This window comes from Paenibacillus sp. S29, from assembly GCF_049319765.1.
GTDB lineage: Bacteria > Bacillota > Bacilli > Paenibacillales > Paenibacillaceae > Paenibacillus > Paenibacillus polymyxa_B.
On the sequence record NZ_JBMOUI010000018.1, the window covers coordinates 14,204 to 29,492 of the forward strand.

Here is a 15,289-nt window from a genome sequence, read left to right on the forward strand (position 1 = left end):
TTTACGTTTTTTTGGATTATAACTGAGACTTATCCTCCAACAATAACATAATCACACCCTAATATGATCACTCGTCATTCTATAACTGTGAAGAGAAATGAGAACCAGTAGATTCCTTTTAGCTACTGGTTCTACCTGAACCGCAACAGCGACACAACATCCGTTTGAGTAAACTGTAGGCGATCTGCCCGGCTAAAAAAGTCTCAGACATATACCAAAAAAAGTATAGCTAAATTCGTCTCATGTATTACCGTAACTCATACCTGCGTCAATATGCCGGAAGTGTATTCAATAAGATATCCTTTTTCACGAGCATATTTGATTGTGTTTCTAATCCGACGCTGAAACTCCATTGGTGATTTAACCTTTCCGATATGAATTTCTATCGTATTATCCCACCGAAAATAGCCGTAAATATTCGTCCCTTTACCAGGAACTCGTAGCCACAAGACTATTCGTGTTAAAGCTAAGCAATCCAAGAAGAATGCCATAATGTCGATTGACAACCATGAAACCGGTGCATGACCTAAATACAAGAATAATCCAACGAGAAAACTAAATATAAAACTTATGCAAACAGTTTCAAGCGAACGCCCTTGATAAAGCCTGAAGCAAAATTTGAATCTCTTAAACATTTCATCCCACCAATCTTTAAATCTCTGCAGTTGTCTCCATGCCGTGGTTTTTCCACCATTTGATCACAGTAACCGCTGACTCCCCAAGATCCTGTAAGTCAATAACGTGTACAGCATGACAACATTCAAGCTTTTACCCGGACTAGATGCCCCTCATGGATCGAAATCCATTCGTGCCGAGAGGAGTGAATTCTAATCGGGCTATCTTTCTCAAATGACCACTCGTATCTCCCTGGTATCCAGCCGTCCCCAAATTTAACCTCCATGTAGCTACCCGCTTGGATCGGCTTACCGGCAACAAAATGCCGCAGGCCATTGCCGCTGCCTTCGTGTCCAAGTGTAATCAGATCTTCAATCATTCCATCTTTTTTCGGCTGCGGAGTCATCGGGTCCTTCTCCCCAACCCACTTCCTGACTTTCAGTTCCAACCCAGGGATCGGTTCTATCCAATCCGCATCCTAATAATATGTTCCGGTATGATTCCGAAGTTATCCGCTGTAAATAGTATTCTAAGCTGACTAAAAGAGGGCACTGTCACAATTTCCTCTCCTACTTCGGGGTACCGTCGTAAGATTAAATCGGACCTCACTTCAGATACAAATTCATCGTTGCTTTTCAATTCAAATCGTGGCAGATGACTAATAAACTCGGATCGCTTTTTGGCAACTGCCTCTGCATCTTCTTCTTGCTTCCGGGATGCGTAAGGGTAGAGCAGATACATACCAATTGTTGCAGGTGTAAGGCTTTTGCCGAAGCCCAACCGCCGATGACAAATTGACATCGGACAATTTGTCCGATATAATCAAAGTAAAACGGACAAACTGTCCGAATTTATAATATGAAGGGTGAAACTGGGATGAATATAAAAAAGTTGTATTTTTTACCTGTAGGTGAATGTTTCCTAGATCAATCGGCAGTTAATCGAACCCTTGCCCCCGGGAAATTAGTCAGAATGCCTGTGTGGTCTTTTCTATTGGAAACGACCAGCGGGCCGATACTCATCGATACGGGAATGCCCGACGCTTTTATCAACAATCCCGATTACTACAAGGGGACTAGACGTGAAGGGCGCGTCGTCCCTAACATGTCTGACGGCGACTCGATCGTAAATGTGTTAAAGCGTGTAGGTTATCGACCTGACGATATTCAAATGATCATTAGCTCCCATTTACACTTGGATCATTCTGGGGGAAACGGGCATTTCCGCAATACGCCGATCCTTATTCAAAGGGCAGAGTATGATGCGGCCATAAACAATGAGGATTACTCTCCATTAGAGTGCAGGCTGCACGATTTACAATATCAAATCATTGAGGGTGACCATGAATTGATTCCGGGGGTTCAAATTTTATTCACTCCGGGTCATTCCCCTGGCCATCAATCAGTCCTTGTCACAACAGAAAAGTCGGGTCCAGTGCTACTGACAATTGATGTTGCTTATACTCGGGAGAACTTCGAGAATAGCGTACCGTTCTTGACATTCGATCAAGAGATGGCTGCCAAATCGATTACTCGCATGCAGGAGTTAATTCAGGATGTTCGGCCGTCCTATGTTTTCTTGGGACACGATAGAGATCAGGCGCAAAAATGCCGCACCTTTCCTGACTTCCTGTAATGGAGGGACAGACCATGGATACTCAATCAATGGCTTTATCCGGCAATGAGCGGAAATTAATGGGGACACTTTGCTTGCTCATTATTTTCGGAAACATCAATATGACCATGTTTAATTTGTCTATACCTTCGATTTCCGCTGACTTTGCCCTGACCTCCTCGCAGGTGAGCTGGGTTATGGTCGGTTACAGCATTTTGATGGCTATCGGCGCCGGTACTTACGGCAAGTTAACGGAGTCCTTTTCCTTTCGCCAGCTGTGTTTCGACGACACTCCGTTCGGCTGAGCTGGGTGTAGGGATGGGTATTTTCACACTGGCCTATCTCCTAGGCGGAGCATTCGGCCCTGCGCTGGTCGGCCGACTGATTGATCTAAAGATGCCTTTTTCTGTTGTTTATTTTACCATTTCCCTGTTGGCAATCCTGACATACTTATTCGCAAGAAAAGCAAATCGTAGCGGAAGCTATGGTAATTAGTTTGGTAGACTTACGACATGTCCGAAAGAGACGGAGGATGAATAGATGAGTAAATTAAATTTCCAACTGTCCTTTGCTGCTATTCATGAGCTGGCCGAGGGGATCCGAACAAGGGAAATATCCCCGGTAGAGATTACAGAACATGCGCTTCACCGCATCGAACGTTTGAATCCGAAACTGAACGTTTTCGTTACCCAAACGTCCGAACTGGCGATTGAACAAGCGAAGCAATCGGAACGCGATATTATGCATGGTCGGTACAAAGGGCCCCTTCACGGGATTCCCATCGTTCATAAGGATCTATATTACACTAAAGGGATCCGAACAACTGCCGGTTCAAAAATATTGAACAGCTTCGTCCCCGATTACGATTCGACGGTTGCAGCTAAGCTACATGAGGCTGGAACAGTTCTGCTAGGCAAAGTACAGACTCACGAGTTCGCTGCGGGATTGACAACAACTAGCCCGCACTTCGGTCCTTGCCTCAATCCGTGGAACACTGAACTTGTAACGGGAGGTTCAAGCGGCGGCTCGGCTTCTGCTTTAGCGGCTGGACTTACTTATCTGGGCACAGGCTCGGATACCGGAGGTTCGATCCGCATACCCGCTGCTTTGTGCGGTGTCGTAGGGATGAAGCCGACGTACGGTCGGGTCAGTCGGTATGGTATCATTCCAATGGCCTGGTCATTGGACCACTCGGGTCCGTTGACCCGCTGTGTCATGGATGCGTCCCTGTGCTTGGATGTGATGTCTGGCTTCGATCCAAAGGATGAATCGACTGTCGATCTGCCTGCGCCAGGTATCAAGATGTATCCGAATGGTCTCAGGGGTGTGCGTATCGGATTGCCGACAAGCTACTATTACGAGGATTTGATGCCGGAAGTGGAAGCTGCGATGAAGGCCGCTATCAATAAATTCCGAGAACTGGGAGCAGAAATCATCGAAGTTAGCCTGCCCCTGATCAAACATGTTAGAAGTGCGACGATGGCCATTATGATGACGGAAATGTACTCGTACCACGAGAAGTGGCTTGAGACAGAATTGGAACAGTATGGACCGGACGTCCGAATGTTTCTTGAAAGCAGTAGAGATATTCCGGCTTCCATTTACCTTCAGTCTCAGCGGGCCCGGCAACTAATTGTCAATGATTTTTTGAATGCATTGTCCGGAATCGACATCTTGTTGACGCCGGCAACACCGATCACTGCGCCGCGTGCAGATGATGATGCTAGTGTATTCAGATTGAACTCATTTACGGTTCCGACCAATTTGACTGGCTTGCCTAGCCTGAGCATGCCTTGCGGCTTCTCACCTTCCGGTCTGCCGATTAATATGCAATTGATTGGCCGCCCCTTCGAAGAAGCGACAGTACTAGGTATCGGCAATACTTATGAAATGAATACAGACTGGCACAAGAGACATCCGGATTTGTAAGCCTGACTATATTTGATGGAGGGTAATCTATGGATCAAAAGCAACTTAACTCTGAAGTTAGCAGGAAAGCATCAACCGAAACCGGAACAGATACGACGAGCGACAAGAAAAAAGCATACGAGCAGTTTATTCATACGATCGCAAGTTTAAAGGAACTGGACCTATCGGGCATTGAACCGCATTTGCCTCCAATTTACAAAAAGCACTATACCAAGAAATAAAAAAAAGCTCATCGGTCACCCAAATGAATGTATTTTTAATTTTTCACGAAATGTATTATAATATGAAGACGGACAACATGTCCTATACACGAAAAACGGACATATTGTCCGTTTTTCGTGTTAAATAACAGTTAAATTAATGATGAAGGGAGATGTTTATGATGAATTCAGAATCGCAATCTGTCTCTCTGAAAATTCCCAGAGAGGAGTTAAACCGAAGACGAATTTTGGCGGCGGCTAGAGAACTTTTCATCAAAAACGGTGTTGACAATGTCAATATGCATCAGATTGCGAAGACTGCTGGAGTAGGACAAGCAAGCCTATACCGCCGCTACTCGGATAAGGGCGACATATGTCAGGAGATCGCGTATGAAGAATACCAACCTTTGTTTGATGAAGTTCAAGCATTTCTTGATCAGTCCCCAGAAACCGCTGCCTTGGACCGGCTTTACCATGTAATCGTAAGATATGTATCTTTTTTAGAAGCGAAAGTTCCTTGGCTCTGTGAGGTCAGCCGGGCCTCAACCGGGCATCGTCCGTTACAATCTCCGTTATGTCAATGGATGCGCAATATAAGCAGAAATCTGCTAAATGAGGCCGTTGAACAGGGAGACGTATCCGGGGTGGACATTTCATATACTATTGAAGCCCTGCTGGCCGTGCTTCACAATATCGATTACCATCTCCAAGATGAAGGCTTTACAAGCCAACGAGTTCTTGATGGATTACACCGCATATTTATTGAAGGTTTAAGAGCTAATAGACATTAATTGAGGGGCTGGCCACAAAGCCACATAACATGGATGAGGGATAGTCCTGCGTAACTCCTCTTTTTATCTCATAATGGTATATTGAATGTACAAAGAAACCATATCCTTTCAAATGGTCGGGTGGTACCTCCATTTTACCCAGGAACGGTTTCTTATTGTTTTACAATTGGAGAACAGGACGTCCCTAGTCATTTTTATGACTTATGGGACAACCCTTTTTTTTCTGCCAATGGCTGCTATGCGAATTGTCCGGATCGGACTTCCATGGCACGCTCTCCTTATTCGGTCTTCTTATCATCAGCAGCGCTCTTTCGTCTACTTCCTGTAGGCTTCGTAGCCTGAGAATCCATGGAGAACAAGCAGGTTTTCATCTTATGTATTCCAAAATTGCAGTTGAAGAGATTTGTACAGCACTTTTATCGTATGACTTCTTCTCTTGTTGCTTCTCAAGTTTCATCGAGGCTTCCAGTACAAAAGTCGGGTGATTCACTAAATCAGTAAAAAATATCTCTAGATCCTCACCATCAGGCCTCCTTAGCCACACATGAGGGGGATTTATGGTAACCACCTTGAACTTTTTCCCATAAAGACAACACTAAGCATATATCCTGATTTGATTAAATGCCATACAACATTCCTCCATCTATTTTTTCTACTTGGGGGTTCACCTGTGTGTTTAGTAATATTATGCTACGGGATGAAATAAGCTCGTTGAGATTGGTGATTAATGTTCCTTTTGCGATGAGGTGATAAATCAATGGTTTAATTAAGAGGGGATCTGTATTGTTTACGAATGTGGAGGCAAGATGGTCAACTGGACAAGACCCAAATACACTGAAGTCGATAGATAACAGGGTTATATACCATTGTGAATAGTACTTTCTCTCTTTTAAAAAATCTTTCAAAAACTTAAGGTTACGGGACAGAGATATCGGCGTTTTTTTGGGAAAACTACTTGATATTCCCAATCCTTTTTTGATGCGTATGTTCTACAATATTTATTACCCAATTCTGTTCGATCATTGTTTCGTTCTTCTTTGGGCTCCAGTTTTATTTGATAAAGTAATGGAATATGCCCTTGCCTAAAAACCAAAACATCAGGAACATGGAACCATTATGATAAGCATTAGCTTGTTCTTGTTTCCTAACCATCGCACGGACTGTGTGTTCTTTGTTTTCTTTCAAAAAATGGATAAGATGTTGTCCAATTTGTCCATTTGAACCTACCACCAAAACCTTCACCTAATCACTCCTCATTATTATATTTTTTCCTTTCCCATTAACTTAAATCACCATTCTTGGCTGTAAGGTCGATCATCTTGTTCTAATTAAACATTAAGTAACCGAATGGTTTAGTGAATACAAATATTGATTGCTTATTCTCCAGAAAAAATACGTCGATGATTTGAATAAACTTTGGTTCATCTTTGCTTTCTAAGTTCTCATTCTTCGGTACGTTAAACTTTGAGCGCTTCTGGTATCTACTAGGAAGCGCTCGTATTGTATATTAATTTTGATGTGGAGGAAAATCTATATTCTCATGCTCTCCATAAAAAAGCTCAATGCGTTGGACACCCACTTTTTGGGATGAAGAACAAGCTGAATTTCCAGCTTGAGCTCGGCATGCTCAAAGGGTAACACCTTCAGCTCTTCCCGTTCGACCTCCTCCAGTGCAGCCATTAGAGGTAGAATGGATATGCCCTCTCCAGTCTTGATGCTCCGTTTGATCGCTTCCGGATTACCCAGCTCCAGACTCACGCGATAGGTGATTCCATTTGCTCGAAGCACTCTCTCCAGCAGTTGTCTGTAGTTGCACGTATGCTCGGGCATGATCCACTCCGCATCAACCAGATCATTCAGGTCGATTCGCTCTTTAGCGATAAGCGGATGGTTCGGATGGACAATCAGCACAAGCGGTTCTTCTCGAATGGTAATCCACTGCAACGCCGGATTGCTTGAATCGTCCGCGAGGATCAACCCAACATCGGCCTCCCCTTCCCTCACCTGGTGCAAAATCATCTCTTCGCGATCCGTATGCAATCGTATGTTCAGATCTGGGTATTCTTTGCGAGTCGCCTGCATATACGGCGGCAGAAAATACGAAGCGATGGAATCCATAGTACCGATCGTCATGGAGCCTCCGCCCTGCTTGGCCAATTTTTCTTTCGATTGCTCGAAAAGCTCCAGCATTTGTCCAGCAAGCTTGAACAGCTCTTCTCCGGCGGAGGTAAGACGAATCTTATTGTTATTGTAGCGCTCGAACAATTTAACTTGATATGTTTTCTCCAGCTTTTGAATCTGGGTCGTGACGCTGGATTGTGCGTAACCGAGCACTTCTGCTGCTCTTGTAAAGCTTTCACGAATGGCAACTTCCCGAAATGTTTGAAGATAAATGAAATCCAATCTGGCCACCCCATCGAAAATTTTGATTAGAATCATCGTTTATTATAGATAACTCTGATGCTGTTTCCTATGTTACATTAGATTTAATTCAACGGGAAGGGATAACTGATGATGATGAACGAACAACATATTCATGGGATTTTCATACCGCTGATTACACCTTTTACGCGTGACTATAAGCTGGACATCGATTCGTACCGGAAGTATGTTACCTATCTTGCAGGCCATGACATCCAGGGTCTGGTCGTTAACGGTACGACAGGAGAGTCGCCAACCGTATCCTGGGATGAAGTGAAGCTGATGGTACATGTGACGCAGGATGTTCTGAAGAGCATGAACAAAACCATTCCGATCGTTATTGGCACGGGAACGAATGATACCTATTCAACGGTGCATCGGACGGAAATGGCGGCTGAATTAGGAGCGGATGCAGCCATGGTGGTCACTCCGTATTACAACCGGCCGACGCAGGAAGGAATATTGGAGCATTTCCGTGTCGTATCTCGTGTAGGCCTGCCTGTGCTAGTATATGAGATTCCGGTTCGCACGGGTAGTCGCATGACAATAGATACAATTCGCAAAGTGCTGGACCTGGATGGCATAATTGGGCTCAAGGACAGCACGGGCGGTCTTGATCTGCTCTTAAAATTGACCCAGTACGAGACCAAGCCTGTCCTCTGCGGAGAGGATGCCTATTTCCATGCCATGCTATGCCAGGGGGCTACCGGTGGTATGCTTGCATCCGCTCATCTCCATATCCAGAAGTATGTGGATATATACCGACGTTTTATGGCTGGCGACATGAACGGGTCGCGAGACAGTTTTATGCTACTGAAACCGATGATCCAGCATGTATTTGCAGAGCCAGCCCCGGCCGCGATCAAGTGGTGGCTTACCCAGCAAGAGATTATTGCCGCCGAGCAATTGCGTCTGCCACTTATGCCCCTGTCGGATCAGGTGAAGCAGGGTCTCCTGAATTCAATCGTATCCTGATAAATCAGCTTATCTCAGACTCCCCAATCATAACGTAGAAGAAGCATCTCCTGGACAGGAGATGCTTCACAGAGTGTCGAGAAAGTCCAGAGGACTTTTCGACACTTCTATTTTTATATGGGGAGACGCATATTTTAAAACAAAAATCGATTTAAAACGATCTGAGGACCCTAGTTTTTAGACCACTAAGACAGTTTTAAACCCCCTGCAAAAAAACAGGGGGTTTCTCGACAGCCTGAGAAGCATCTCCTGGACAGGAGATGCTTCATTTCTTAGCCGGAACAGAAAACCTTTAGAAAAACGAATTTAAGAAGATACCCTCTATAGTAGAACGCTGCGCATCTTCATCCCCAACCAACCCCAACTGTCTGTCATCAGGAAAACATTTTTTACAAGTCCCGCTATCTGCATTGGGTTGTTATACAAAGAGAATATTATGAATAACTACATACTCAGCGTTTTCATCCTAATGAGGTCTGCAATCTGAAAAGCTTACAAGCAATAGCTGGAAAGTTATTAGTAAATCCAGCTGCAACATTAAAGGGATTATTTCCTGTAAGCGAATTTTTGCAAAAAGAGGGCTGCCGATGAATTTCACCGACAGTCCTTCTCTTTCAAGCAGTATACTCCTCACTCCTATTCGCTGGACAGCTCCTTGAGCGATTTGACTTTACCATGGGGATGCTGCTCTTGCTTTCGTGACTTCCAGGCTGCTTCTTTCCTTTTCTTCTGGTGAGCCATAACAGATATCCTCCTTTGGAAATTGTGATGTATACTACTTTCTTAAGTTGTCATTTCTCAGCTCTGTTCATTCATAAAACTAAATTCGTTGAATTTTCTCCTACATATCACAATCCCAAATATAGGATGTCAAAATCGCTTAATCATAAAAATGCACTCACGCACTTTATGTTTGCGGGGGTGTATTTTTGTGATTAAGCAGATCATTGTTCTATTATAATCCATGTATGAACTTACTTATTTAGAATAGGTATCTCTCCAAGCAGATTCTTTAAATTAATAGCATCCCACGGCATATGCTCTGTTATACCTAATCCAACTACATCTGTTTCTTCAGATAGTTCTTTAATCAGATTAAGTAGCTGAGGCATTTGCATTGTTCCCGCAGGAGAAAAATTATAGGGCGCTTCAGGGTTGGCGAACAGTAAAGAACGAAATGCTTTTGGGTCAAGCACATCTAAATCAAGGTGAATAGCTAGATGCTTAATGCCACTTTCTTTAATCCACTCTCTAATAGATTCAGTACTATTCGTTAACTCTTTGGTTCCTGCAGTTTTAATCCCTAGTCTTTGAATCACTTCTGTGTCTGATTCTGTAGGAGCTATACCTAGTCTTTGAAACGCTTCTGAAATGACTTCTGTTTCTTGTTCTGTAGGAGCCGCTAATCCCGCGATAAAAACATTTTCAGGTTTTAGTGGGATTTTCACATGTTTTGCGAACTCCTCATCTCCTTCTCCCAAAAGATTTCCGAGCGGTAATGTATGTCCGTTATCATAGCCCACATATCTAACTAAATCACTGTGAGCATCGATCCAAATTAAACCTAATTCCCCACCGTATCGTTCGTTCAAATAGGCAAATGGAGCTTGTTCCACTAAGCAGTCACCACCAAACATTACAATACGATCTGGCTTATGAGCATCAATGATATGCTGAGCAGCCTCTAACTGTTCAAGTAGCTGTTTTCTCCCATTCATACCGTTTTCGTTTTCAAGCGGAGTACCGTTATAAGCTTGAATTGGAACATGAATAAGGGGTTGATCATTATCCGGAGCTAGCCAAGCAAGCAGTTCGGCTCCAAAAGAGTAATTAGGATTGTTTCCCCCTTGCCATTGTGGCATTAACAGACGTATTGTTTTTTTAGTCATGTTTTTCTCTCCTTTACTTCAAAAGTAAGGTTAGTATAAACTGAACACAAATAAAAACGTAGTACGCACTATTTTGATAGGTACTACCCGAAAGGATATTGTAAACATGAGTATGGCTGAATTTAAAGGTAAAGTTAAAAACATTCAAGATACACCTTTTGGTTATACAGTTTCACTGATTGGTGGTAAATGGAAAATGGTTATTATTTATCTCCTAGCCGAAAACCGAACAGTTCGCTTTAATGATCTGAAAAGACAGATAGGGGCTATTACTTATAAAACATTGAGTTCACAACTAAAAGAATTGGAAGCGGATGGTCTGGTGAATCGGAAAGAATATCCTCAAGTCCCCCCTAAAGTCGAGTACAGTCTCACAGATAAAGCAGAAACGCTATTACCTGTTTTGGAAGGGTTATGTGAGTGGGGAACAAAAAACCAAAAAAATTAAATCCAGTTTTCTAATAAAAAGCCTGTATGCGAAAAGTTGTCCTGTTTTCCAACATTGCTATTCCAAGTTTAAACTCTCTAGTTAAGTGAATCCAGCAATGGCTGAACAACAGCATGCAGCCGTTCTGCAAATTCTATTATCTTAAATTTCCGCTTCAAGCCAGATTTATTTCCCGAATCACTTCAAGCGGAACCTTCGGTTTTCGGTCTTCCGTCAACAATCCGTTAACTTCCTGCTGTACATCGGTTACCTGTGTATAGCAATAGCCCGAGAGATAGGGGGTCGCTTTAATTGCTCCGGTGATTGCACGGAAACGTTTGATAAAAGCTTCGACTGAATCCACCTGGTTTCCGTATCCCCAGCCCTTGTCCGTCTGGAAGGCAATGCCGCCGAATTCGCTTATGATAATCGGTTGTCCTCGGTAGGCATATCCTTCTGCAAAAGCATATTTCCAATTGTTAAAGGAGATGCTGTTGTTTACGATGCTTTCCTTATCCTGATATCGCTCCAAAAACTCTTCGCCCGTCTCCACATAATCATGAAGGGTCAAAATATCCGAGACCGTATGCTCCCAACCGTCATTGGTAACCACCGGACGAAACGGATCAATCGTCTTCGTCAGATGATAGATCGTTTGCGTGAACTGCTGCTGCCTTACATCATGTCCAATGGTCGATATGCCCCACGATTCATTGAACGGGACCCAAGTTATGATGCTTGGATGATTGTACTGCTGCGGCACGATTTCCAGCCATTCCTTCGTAAAGCGGCTAACCGCCTGATCATTGAACTCAAAGGTCGACGCCATTTCTGACCAGACGAGCATGCCTTTCACATCACACCAATATAAAAAGCGAGGGTCTTCCAGCTTCATATGTTTACGAACCCCGTTATATCCCATCGCGGCTATTTTATCGATATCTTCGATAAGAGCTTCTTCAGAAGGGGGAGTCAGATGAGTTTCCGGCCAATAGCCCTGATCTAGAATCAGCCGCTGGTAAAGAGGGCCATTATTCAATAGAATCTGTCCGTTTTCAATCAATATTTTCCGCATGCCAAAATAAGAATACACCCTGTCGCTCTCTTTCTCATCCTCATACAGAGCAAACTCTACATCGAACAAGTTGGGCGATTCCGGTGACCACAAGCACTGCTTCCATGGACCACACGCTTCATGAAATACATGGGCCTCCACCGTTATCCAGGGCCTGTCGGCAGATAAGCTGACCTTTTTCACATGCTGTCCTTTCAGCGCAATCCGTGTCTCCAGGCGTAAATTATCTTTAGCCTCAATACCCATGAGCTGAAAGTCAAAGCGGATCATATGACGGTCGATATCCGGTATTATCTTGACCTCATTGATTCTTACCTCATTCACATATTCAATCCACACACTTTTCCAGATTCCGGTGCTCTGTACATAAAAGCATTCAAAGTTTCGGCACCTCTCCCGGCGGCACCGTCCATGAGAGGATTCGTCATACGGCGGAATATATTCGTATGCAATGTCGGAACATGCTCGATTTGAAGACAATGGCTGCGACGTCAGGTTATAGCTCCTTTCATTTTAGCCGGCTCTTCCATCAGCTCATGGGCAGCACCCCAGCTCAATATTTGCTCCAATGCCGAATAACGCTGGCCAAACATCTCCTTGTATCCACGGTACTCACTGTAAAGCAGATTGCACTGGAAACTGGCTTTCATCAAAGAAGCTATTTTATCAAGAGATTTCGGGAGCATACAGGCATCACGACGGAGCAGTTTCGCCAGCTGAGAAGGATGGGTTAGTACAATCTAAAAAACTCCTTCAATAGCTGGGCATGTGTGTATGGCAGCGTACAAATCGAAATTACAAATTTTGCAGTTGAATAAAAGAATAAGCGGCCGCTTAGGACGTTTGGTTAACATGTCCTACGCTACCGCTTCTGTTAATGTTTTTTATTTCACTTATATATGGGATTATATTGTCTGTTTGGATATTGCTCCGAAATATTCTACAACTACCTCACGGAATTCTAGAGCAGCCCGCGAAATATACCGACTCCTGTGCCATAATAAAGCGATCTCCCGTACCAATTCGTGATTTTCTACTTGAAGATATTTAAGATGTTCCCGTGAGTTTCTTGCCGTGCTTGGTATGAAGGCTATGCCAATTTCAGCTTCCACAAGCGTACTAAGCCTTGCAGGTTCATCCCCCTCATACACATACTTAGGTATAAAACCTTCCGATTTGCATACAGAGTCCACTAAATCGCGAGTACCGTAGCCTCTCTTTACACCGACAAACCATTCATCCCTTAGATCCGTCAACGTTACACTGCTTCGATCCGCCAGCCGATGCCCCTTTGGAACAGCTACAAGGATTGGATCGATAAACACGATTTGGCATTCGATGTCATCTCCCTCTATTGGAGGTGAGGACAAGCAAAAATCGACCTCTCCTCTATGAAGCAGCGTTACCATTTCCTGCGTGGTCAGCATTTGCACATGAAATTGAATATAGGGTCGCTTTTTCCGAAACTCTCGCAGAATATTGGGTAATGTGCTTGCGGTGGTCACTGCCAATTCGAGAGTGCCATGTTCCGGGCTGGATAAATCACTAAGCTCCTGCTTCCCCTGCTCCAATTCAAATAAAGCCCTCTCTGCACGGTGAAGGAATCTACTTCCGAACTCATTCAATCGCAGTTTCCTCCCTGTTCGATCGAATAGAGGAACCCCCAGATCTTCCTCCAGGCGTTGAATCGTTTTGCTCAGCGACGATTGAGTAACGTGCAGACTTCGTGCAGCTTCGGTCACATGTTCCAAACGAGCTACCGTCAGAAAATATTGCAGTTGAAGAAGTTCCATTATGATCCCCCATTCATTCCCTCAAGTCAATGAGATTATAACATCAAATGCGTTGGAATAAATAATCGATTTCAAGTACGATGACATTAATTCGCTATGGGGGGACCAGGAATGAGCGTTCGCAGCTGGTGGTTAATGATTTCAGTTGGTCTAGGGATACTATTGAACCCATTAAATTCTTCGATGGTTTCTGTTGCTATTCCAAGTCTGCAAAATGTGTTCCAACTTGACTTTACAGGTGTTTCCTGGATTATTTTTTCTTTCTACATTGCAAGTAGCATCGCTCAACCTGTCATGGGAAAAGCCAGCGATTTATTCGGTCGTAGGAAAATTTTTCTTACCGGGCTTGTTGTAGCCTTCATTGCATCATTATTAGCTCCATTATCACCAAATTTCGGGTGGCTCATCGTGTTCCGCATTGTGCAATCCATCGGAACAAGCATGATGGTTGGGGTTGGAATGGCTATTGTTCGAATTCATATTACAGATAAACAAGCAACTGCGTTGTCTGTTTTGTCCATATTCCTATCTGGAGCGGCAGCAATTGGCCCCTTTATTGGTGGGGTCTTGATTCATTGGTGGAATTGGCCTGCTATCTTTTTCATCAATATTCCGTTTGTGGTGGCCAGCTTTGTATCGGCTTGGAGGAATATTCCTAAGGACGAACTGCCAACATCCGTAGCACGCAATATGTCCTTTCGTAAATGGTTTGAATTGATTGATGCATTAGGAATTCTGCTCTTCACAGTGGCTTTGGTTACCCTGCTCGTTGGATTACTCTCAGCAAAATCATCTGGACATATCTCATTAGGAAATGTCATTGTCGGGCTGATAGGTCTCGTTGCGCTGGGGATATTCGTACGACATGAGTTAAAAGCGACATCACCCTTTATTCCTTTACGTACATTTGCCAAGTACCCTGCGATGACTTGGGTTAATGTTGAATTCATGCTCGTTAATGTACTATATTACTCGCTCTTTTTCGGGCTTCCGTCCTACTTGCAAATGGTACGTCATGTCAGTGAGTTCCAAACAGGCATTCTCATGCTAAGCTTAGGCTTGTGCTCGCTAATTACTTCTCCAATTGCAGGACAATGGATCGATAAATCAGGACCCCGACCGGCATTGCTGGTGTCCGCAATTCTGATGACATTGGGGTCAGTGTGGCTCGTGACATTGAATCCAACTTCACCGGTTATCAGTGTGTGTTTGGCTTTAGCTGCATTCGGTATTAGCAACGGTTTGAACAATGTAGGTATGCAAGCAGCCCTGTTCCAAAGTTCTCCAAAAGAAATAATCGGTGTAGCATCCGGATTATTTAATACATCCAGATATCTGGGAACCATTATCTCTTCATTATTGATAGCTATTGTTATGGAAGGTACGTTTAGCTTCAAGGGATTTCAAATGCTTGGGATTATCCTCACGGTAATTGCATTGTCTTTGGTATTCATGAGTCGGCAGCACTGGAAGTCAGCGCAATTGCATGAGTCGTAGTCCCACAAAGTTCATATCTCAAACCATTGCGCGGCACCAATCATCATGCATCCAATGTCATTT

16 protein-coding genes and 2 pseudogenes are annotated in these 15,289 nt (G+C 43.8%); 10 read left to right on the top strand and 8 right to left on the bottom strand.

Translation table 11 applies throughout. From position 1 onward, the window contains the following. Positions 1-760 precede the first annotated feature (760 nt). Complete coding sequence (locus ACL9RM_RS23310) at positions 761-1,021, bottom strand: hypothetical protein (protein ID WP_250268339.1); 261 nt, start codon at positions 1,019-1,021, stop codon at positions 761-763. A 56-nt stretch (positions 1,022-1,077) separates the two neighbouring features. Next, positions 1,078-1,416 (bottom strand): hypothetical protein, encoded by a 339-nt coding sequence (locus ACL9RM_RS23315; protein WP_250268337.1) that lies wholly within the window; start codon positions 1,414-1,416, stop codon positions 1,078-1,080. A gap of 75 nt (positions 1,417-1,491) precedes the next feature. On the opposite strand from ACL9RM_RS23315, the gene aiiA reads away from it, so the two are divergent. The 6 genes from aiiA (at position 1,492) to ACL9RM_RS23345 (ending at position 5,149) form a co-directional block, all read left to right on the top strand. Further along, a complete protein-coding gene (aiiA, locus tag ACL9RM_RS23320) occupies positions 1,492-2,250 on the top strand; it encodes a quorum-quenching N-acyl homoserine lactonase AiiA (RefSeq protein ID WP_250268336.1) in 759 nt (252 codons plus the stop codon). A 14-nt stretch (positions 2,251-2,264) separates the two neighbouring features. Further along, positions 2,265-2,534 (top strand): hypothetical protein, encoded by a 270-nt coding sequence (locus tag ACL9RM_RS23325; RefSeq protein ID WP_250268335.1) that lies wholly within the window; start codon positions 2,265-2,267, stop codon positions 2,532-2,534. 13 nt (positions 2,535-2,547) lie between these two features. Continuing rightward, complete coding sequence (locus ACL9RM_RS23330) at positions 2,548-2,724, top strand: hypothetical protein (protein WP_250268334.1); 177 nt, start codon at positions 2,548-2,550, stop codon at positions 2,722-2,724. A gap of 45 nt (positions 2,725-2,769) precedes the next feature. Then, positions 2,770-4,158, top strand: a complete 1,389-nt coding sequence (locus ACL9RM_RS23335; protein ID WP_029515916.1) for an Asp-tRNA(Asn)/Glu-tRNA(Gln) amidotransferase GatCAB subunit A — start codon at positions 2,770-2,772, stop codon at positions 4,156-4,158. A 29-nt stretch (positions 4,159-4,187) separates the two neighbouring features. After that, positions 4,188-4,379, top strand: coding sequence for a hypothetical protein (locus ACL9RM_RS23340; RefSeq protein WP_029515917.1), 192 nt, complete (start codon positions 4,188-4,190; stop codon positions 4,377-4,379). 161 nt (positions 4,380-4,540) lie between these two features. After that, the gene (locus ACL9RM_RS23345) at positions 4,541-5,149 is read left to right on the top strand and encodes a TetR/AcrR family transcriptional regulator (RefSeq protein WP_061830913.1); all 609 of its coding nucleotides are present in this window, start codon (positions 4,541-4,543) and stop codon (positions 5,147-5,149) included. Positions 5,150-6,268: 1,119 nt separating this feature from the next. Here ACL9RM_RS23345 and ACL9RM_RS23350 read toward each other — a convergent pair. Further along, positions 6,269-6,391, bottom strand: a pseudogene (locus tag ACL9RM_RS23350) (NAD(P)H-binding protein); the annotation flags it as partial. Between the two features lie 288 nt (positions 6,392-6,679). Beyond that, on the bottom strand, positions 6,680-7,588 hold the full coding sequence (locus tag ACL9RM_RS23355; RefSeq protein WP_323873156.1) for a LysR family transcriptional regulator: 909 nt from the start codon (positions 7,586-7,588) through the stop codon (positions 6,680-6,682). Positions 7,589-7,666: 78 nt separating this feature from the next. On the opposite strand from ACL9RM_RS23355, the gene dapA reads away from it, so the two are divergent. Then, positions 7,667-8,545, top strand: a complete 879-nt coding sequence (gene dapA / locus ACL9RM_RS23360; RefSeq protein WP_422759402.1) for a 4-hydroxy-tetrahydrodipicolinate synthase — start codon at positions 7,667-7,669, stop codon at positions 8,543-8,545. 636 nt (positions 8,546-9,181) lie between these two features. Here dapA and ACL9RM_RS23365 read toward each other — a convergent pair. Together ACL9RM_RS23365 and ACL9RM_RS23370 are read right to left on the bottom strand one after the other, a co-directional pair. Beyond that, entirely contained in the window at positions 9,182-9,286 is a 105-nt protein-coding gene (locus ACL9RM_RS23365; RefSeq protein WP_023988604.1) for a DUF6254 family protein, read from the bottom strand. Positions 9,287-9,519: 233 nt separating this feature from the next. After that, positions 9,520-10,434 carry an arginase family protein gene (locus tag ACL9RM_RS23370; protein WP_250268333.1) on the bottom strand — a complete coding sequence of 305 codons (915 nt, stop codon included), beginning with the start codon at positions 10,432-10,434 and terminating at the stop codon, positions 9,520-9,522. 106 nt (positions 10,435-10,540) lie between these two features. Here ACL9RM_RS23370 and ACL9RM_RS23375 point away from each other — a divergent pair, with 106 nt between their 5' ends. After that, positions 10,541-10,882: a winged helix-turn-helix transcriptional regulator gene (locus tag ACL9RM_RS23375; RefSeq protein ID WP_061830921.1), complete on the top strand. Its 342-nt coding sequence runs from the start codon at positions 10,541-10,543 to the stop codon at positions 10,880-10,882. Between the two features lie 154 nt (positions 10,883-11,036). Here ACL9RM_RS23375 and ACL9RM_RS23380 read toward each other — a convergent pair. After that, positions 11,037-12,320 (bottom strand): annotated as a pseudogene (locus ACL9RM_RS23380) (glycoside hydrolase family 2 TIM barrel-domain containing protein); the annotation flags it as partial. A 77-nt stretch (positions 12,321-12,397) separates the two neighbouring features. Here ACL9RM_RS23380 and ACL9RM_RS23385 point away from each other — a divergent pair. Further along, on the top strand, positions 12,398-12,670 hold the full coding sequence (locus ACL9RM_RS23385) for a helix-turn-helix transcriptional regulator (protein ID WP_254351826.1): 273 nt from the start codon (positions 12,398-12,400) through the stop codon (positions 12,668-12,670). A gap of 171 nt (positions 12,671-12,841) precedes the next feature. Here the strand turns inward: ACL9RM_RS23385 and ACL9RM_RS23390 are convergent, their stop codons facing one another. Then, positions 12,842-13,729, bottom strand: coding sequence for a LysR family transcriptional regulator (locus ACL9RM_RS23390; protein ID WP_235306330.1), 888 nt, complete (start codon positions 13,727-13,729; stop codon positions 12,842-12,844). A gap of 111 nt (positions 13,730-13,840) precedes the next feature. Between ACL9RM_RS23390 and ACL9RM_RS23395 the strand changes: the two genes are divergently transcribed. Next, complete coding sequence (locus tag ACL9RM_RS23395) at positions 13,841-15,226, top strand: MFS transporter (protein ID WP_250268328.1); 1,386 nt, start codon at positions 13,841-13,843, stop codon at positions 15,224-15,226. The last annotated feature ends 63 nt before the right edge of the window (positions 15,227-15,289 follow it).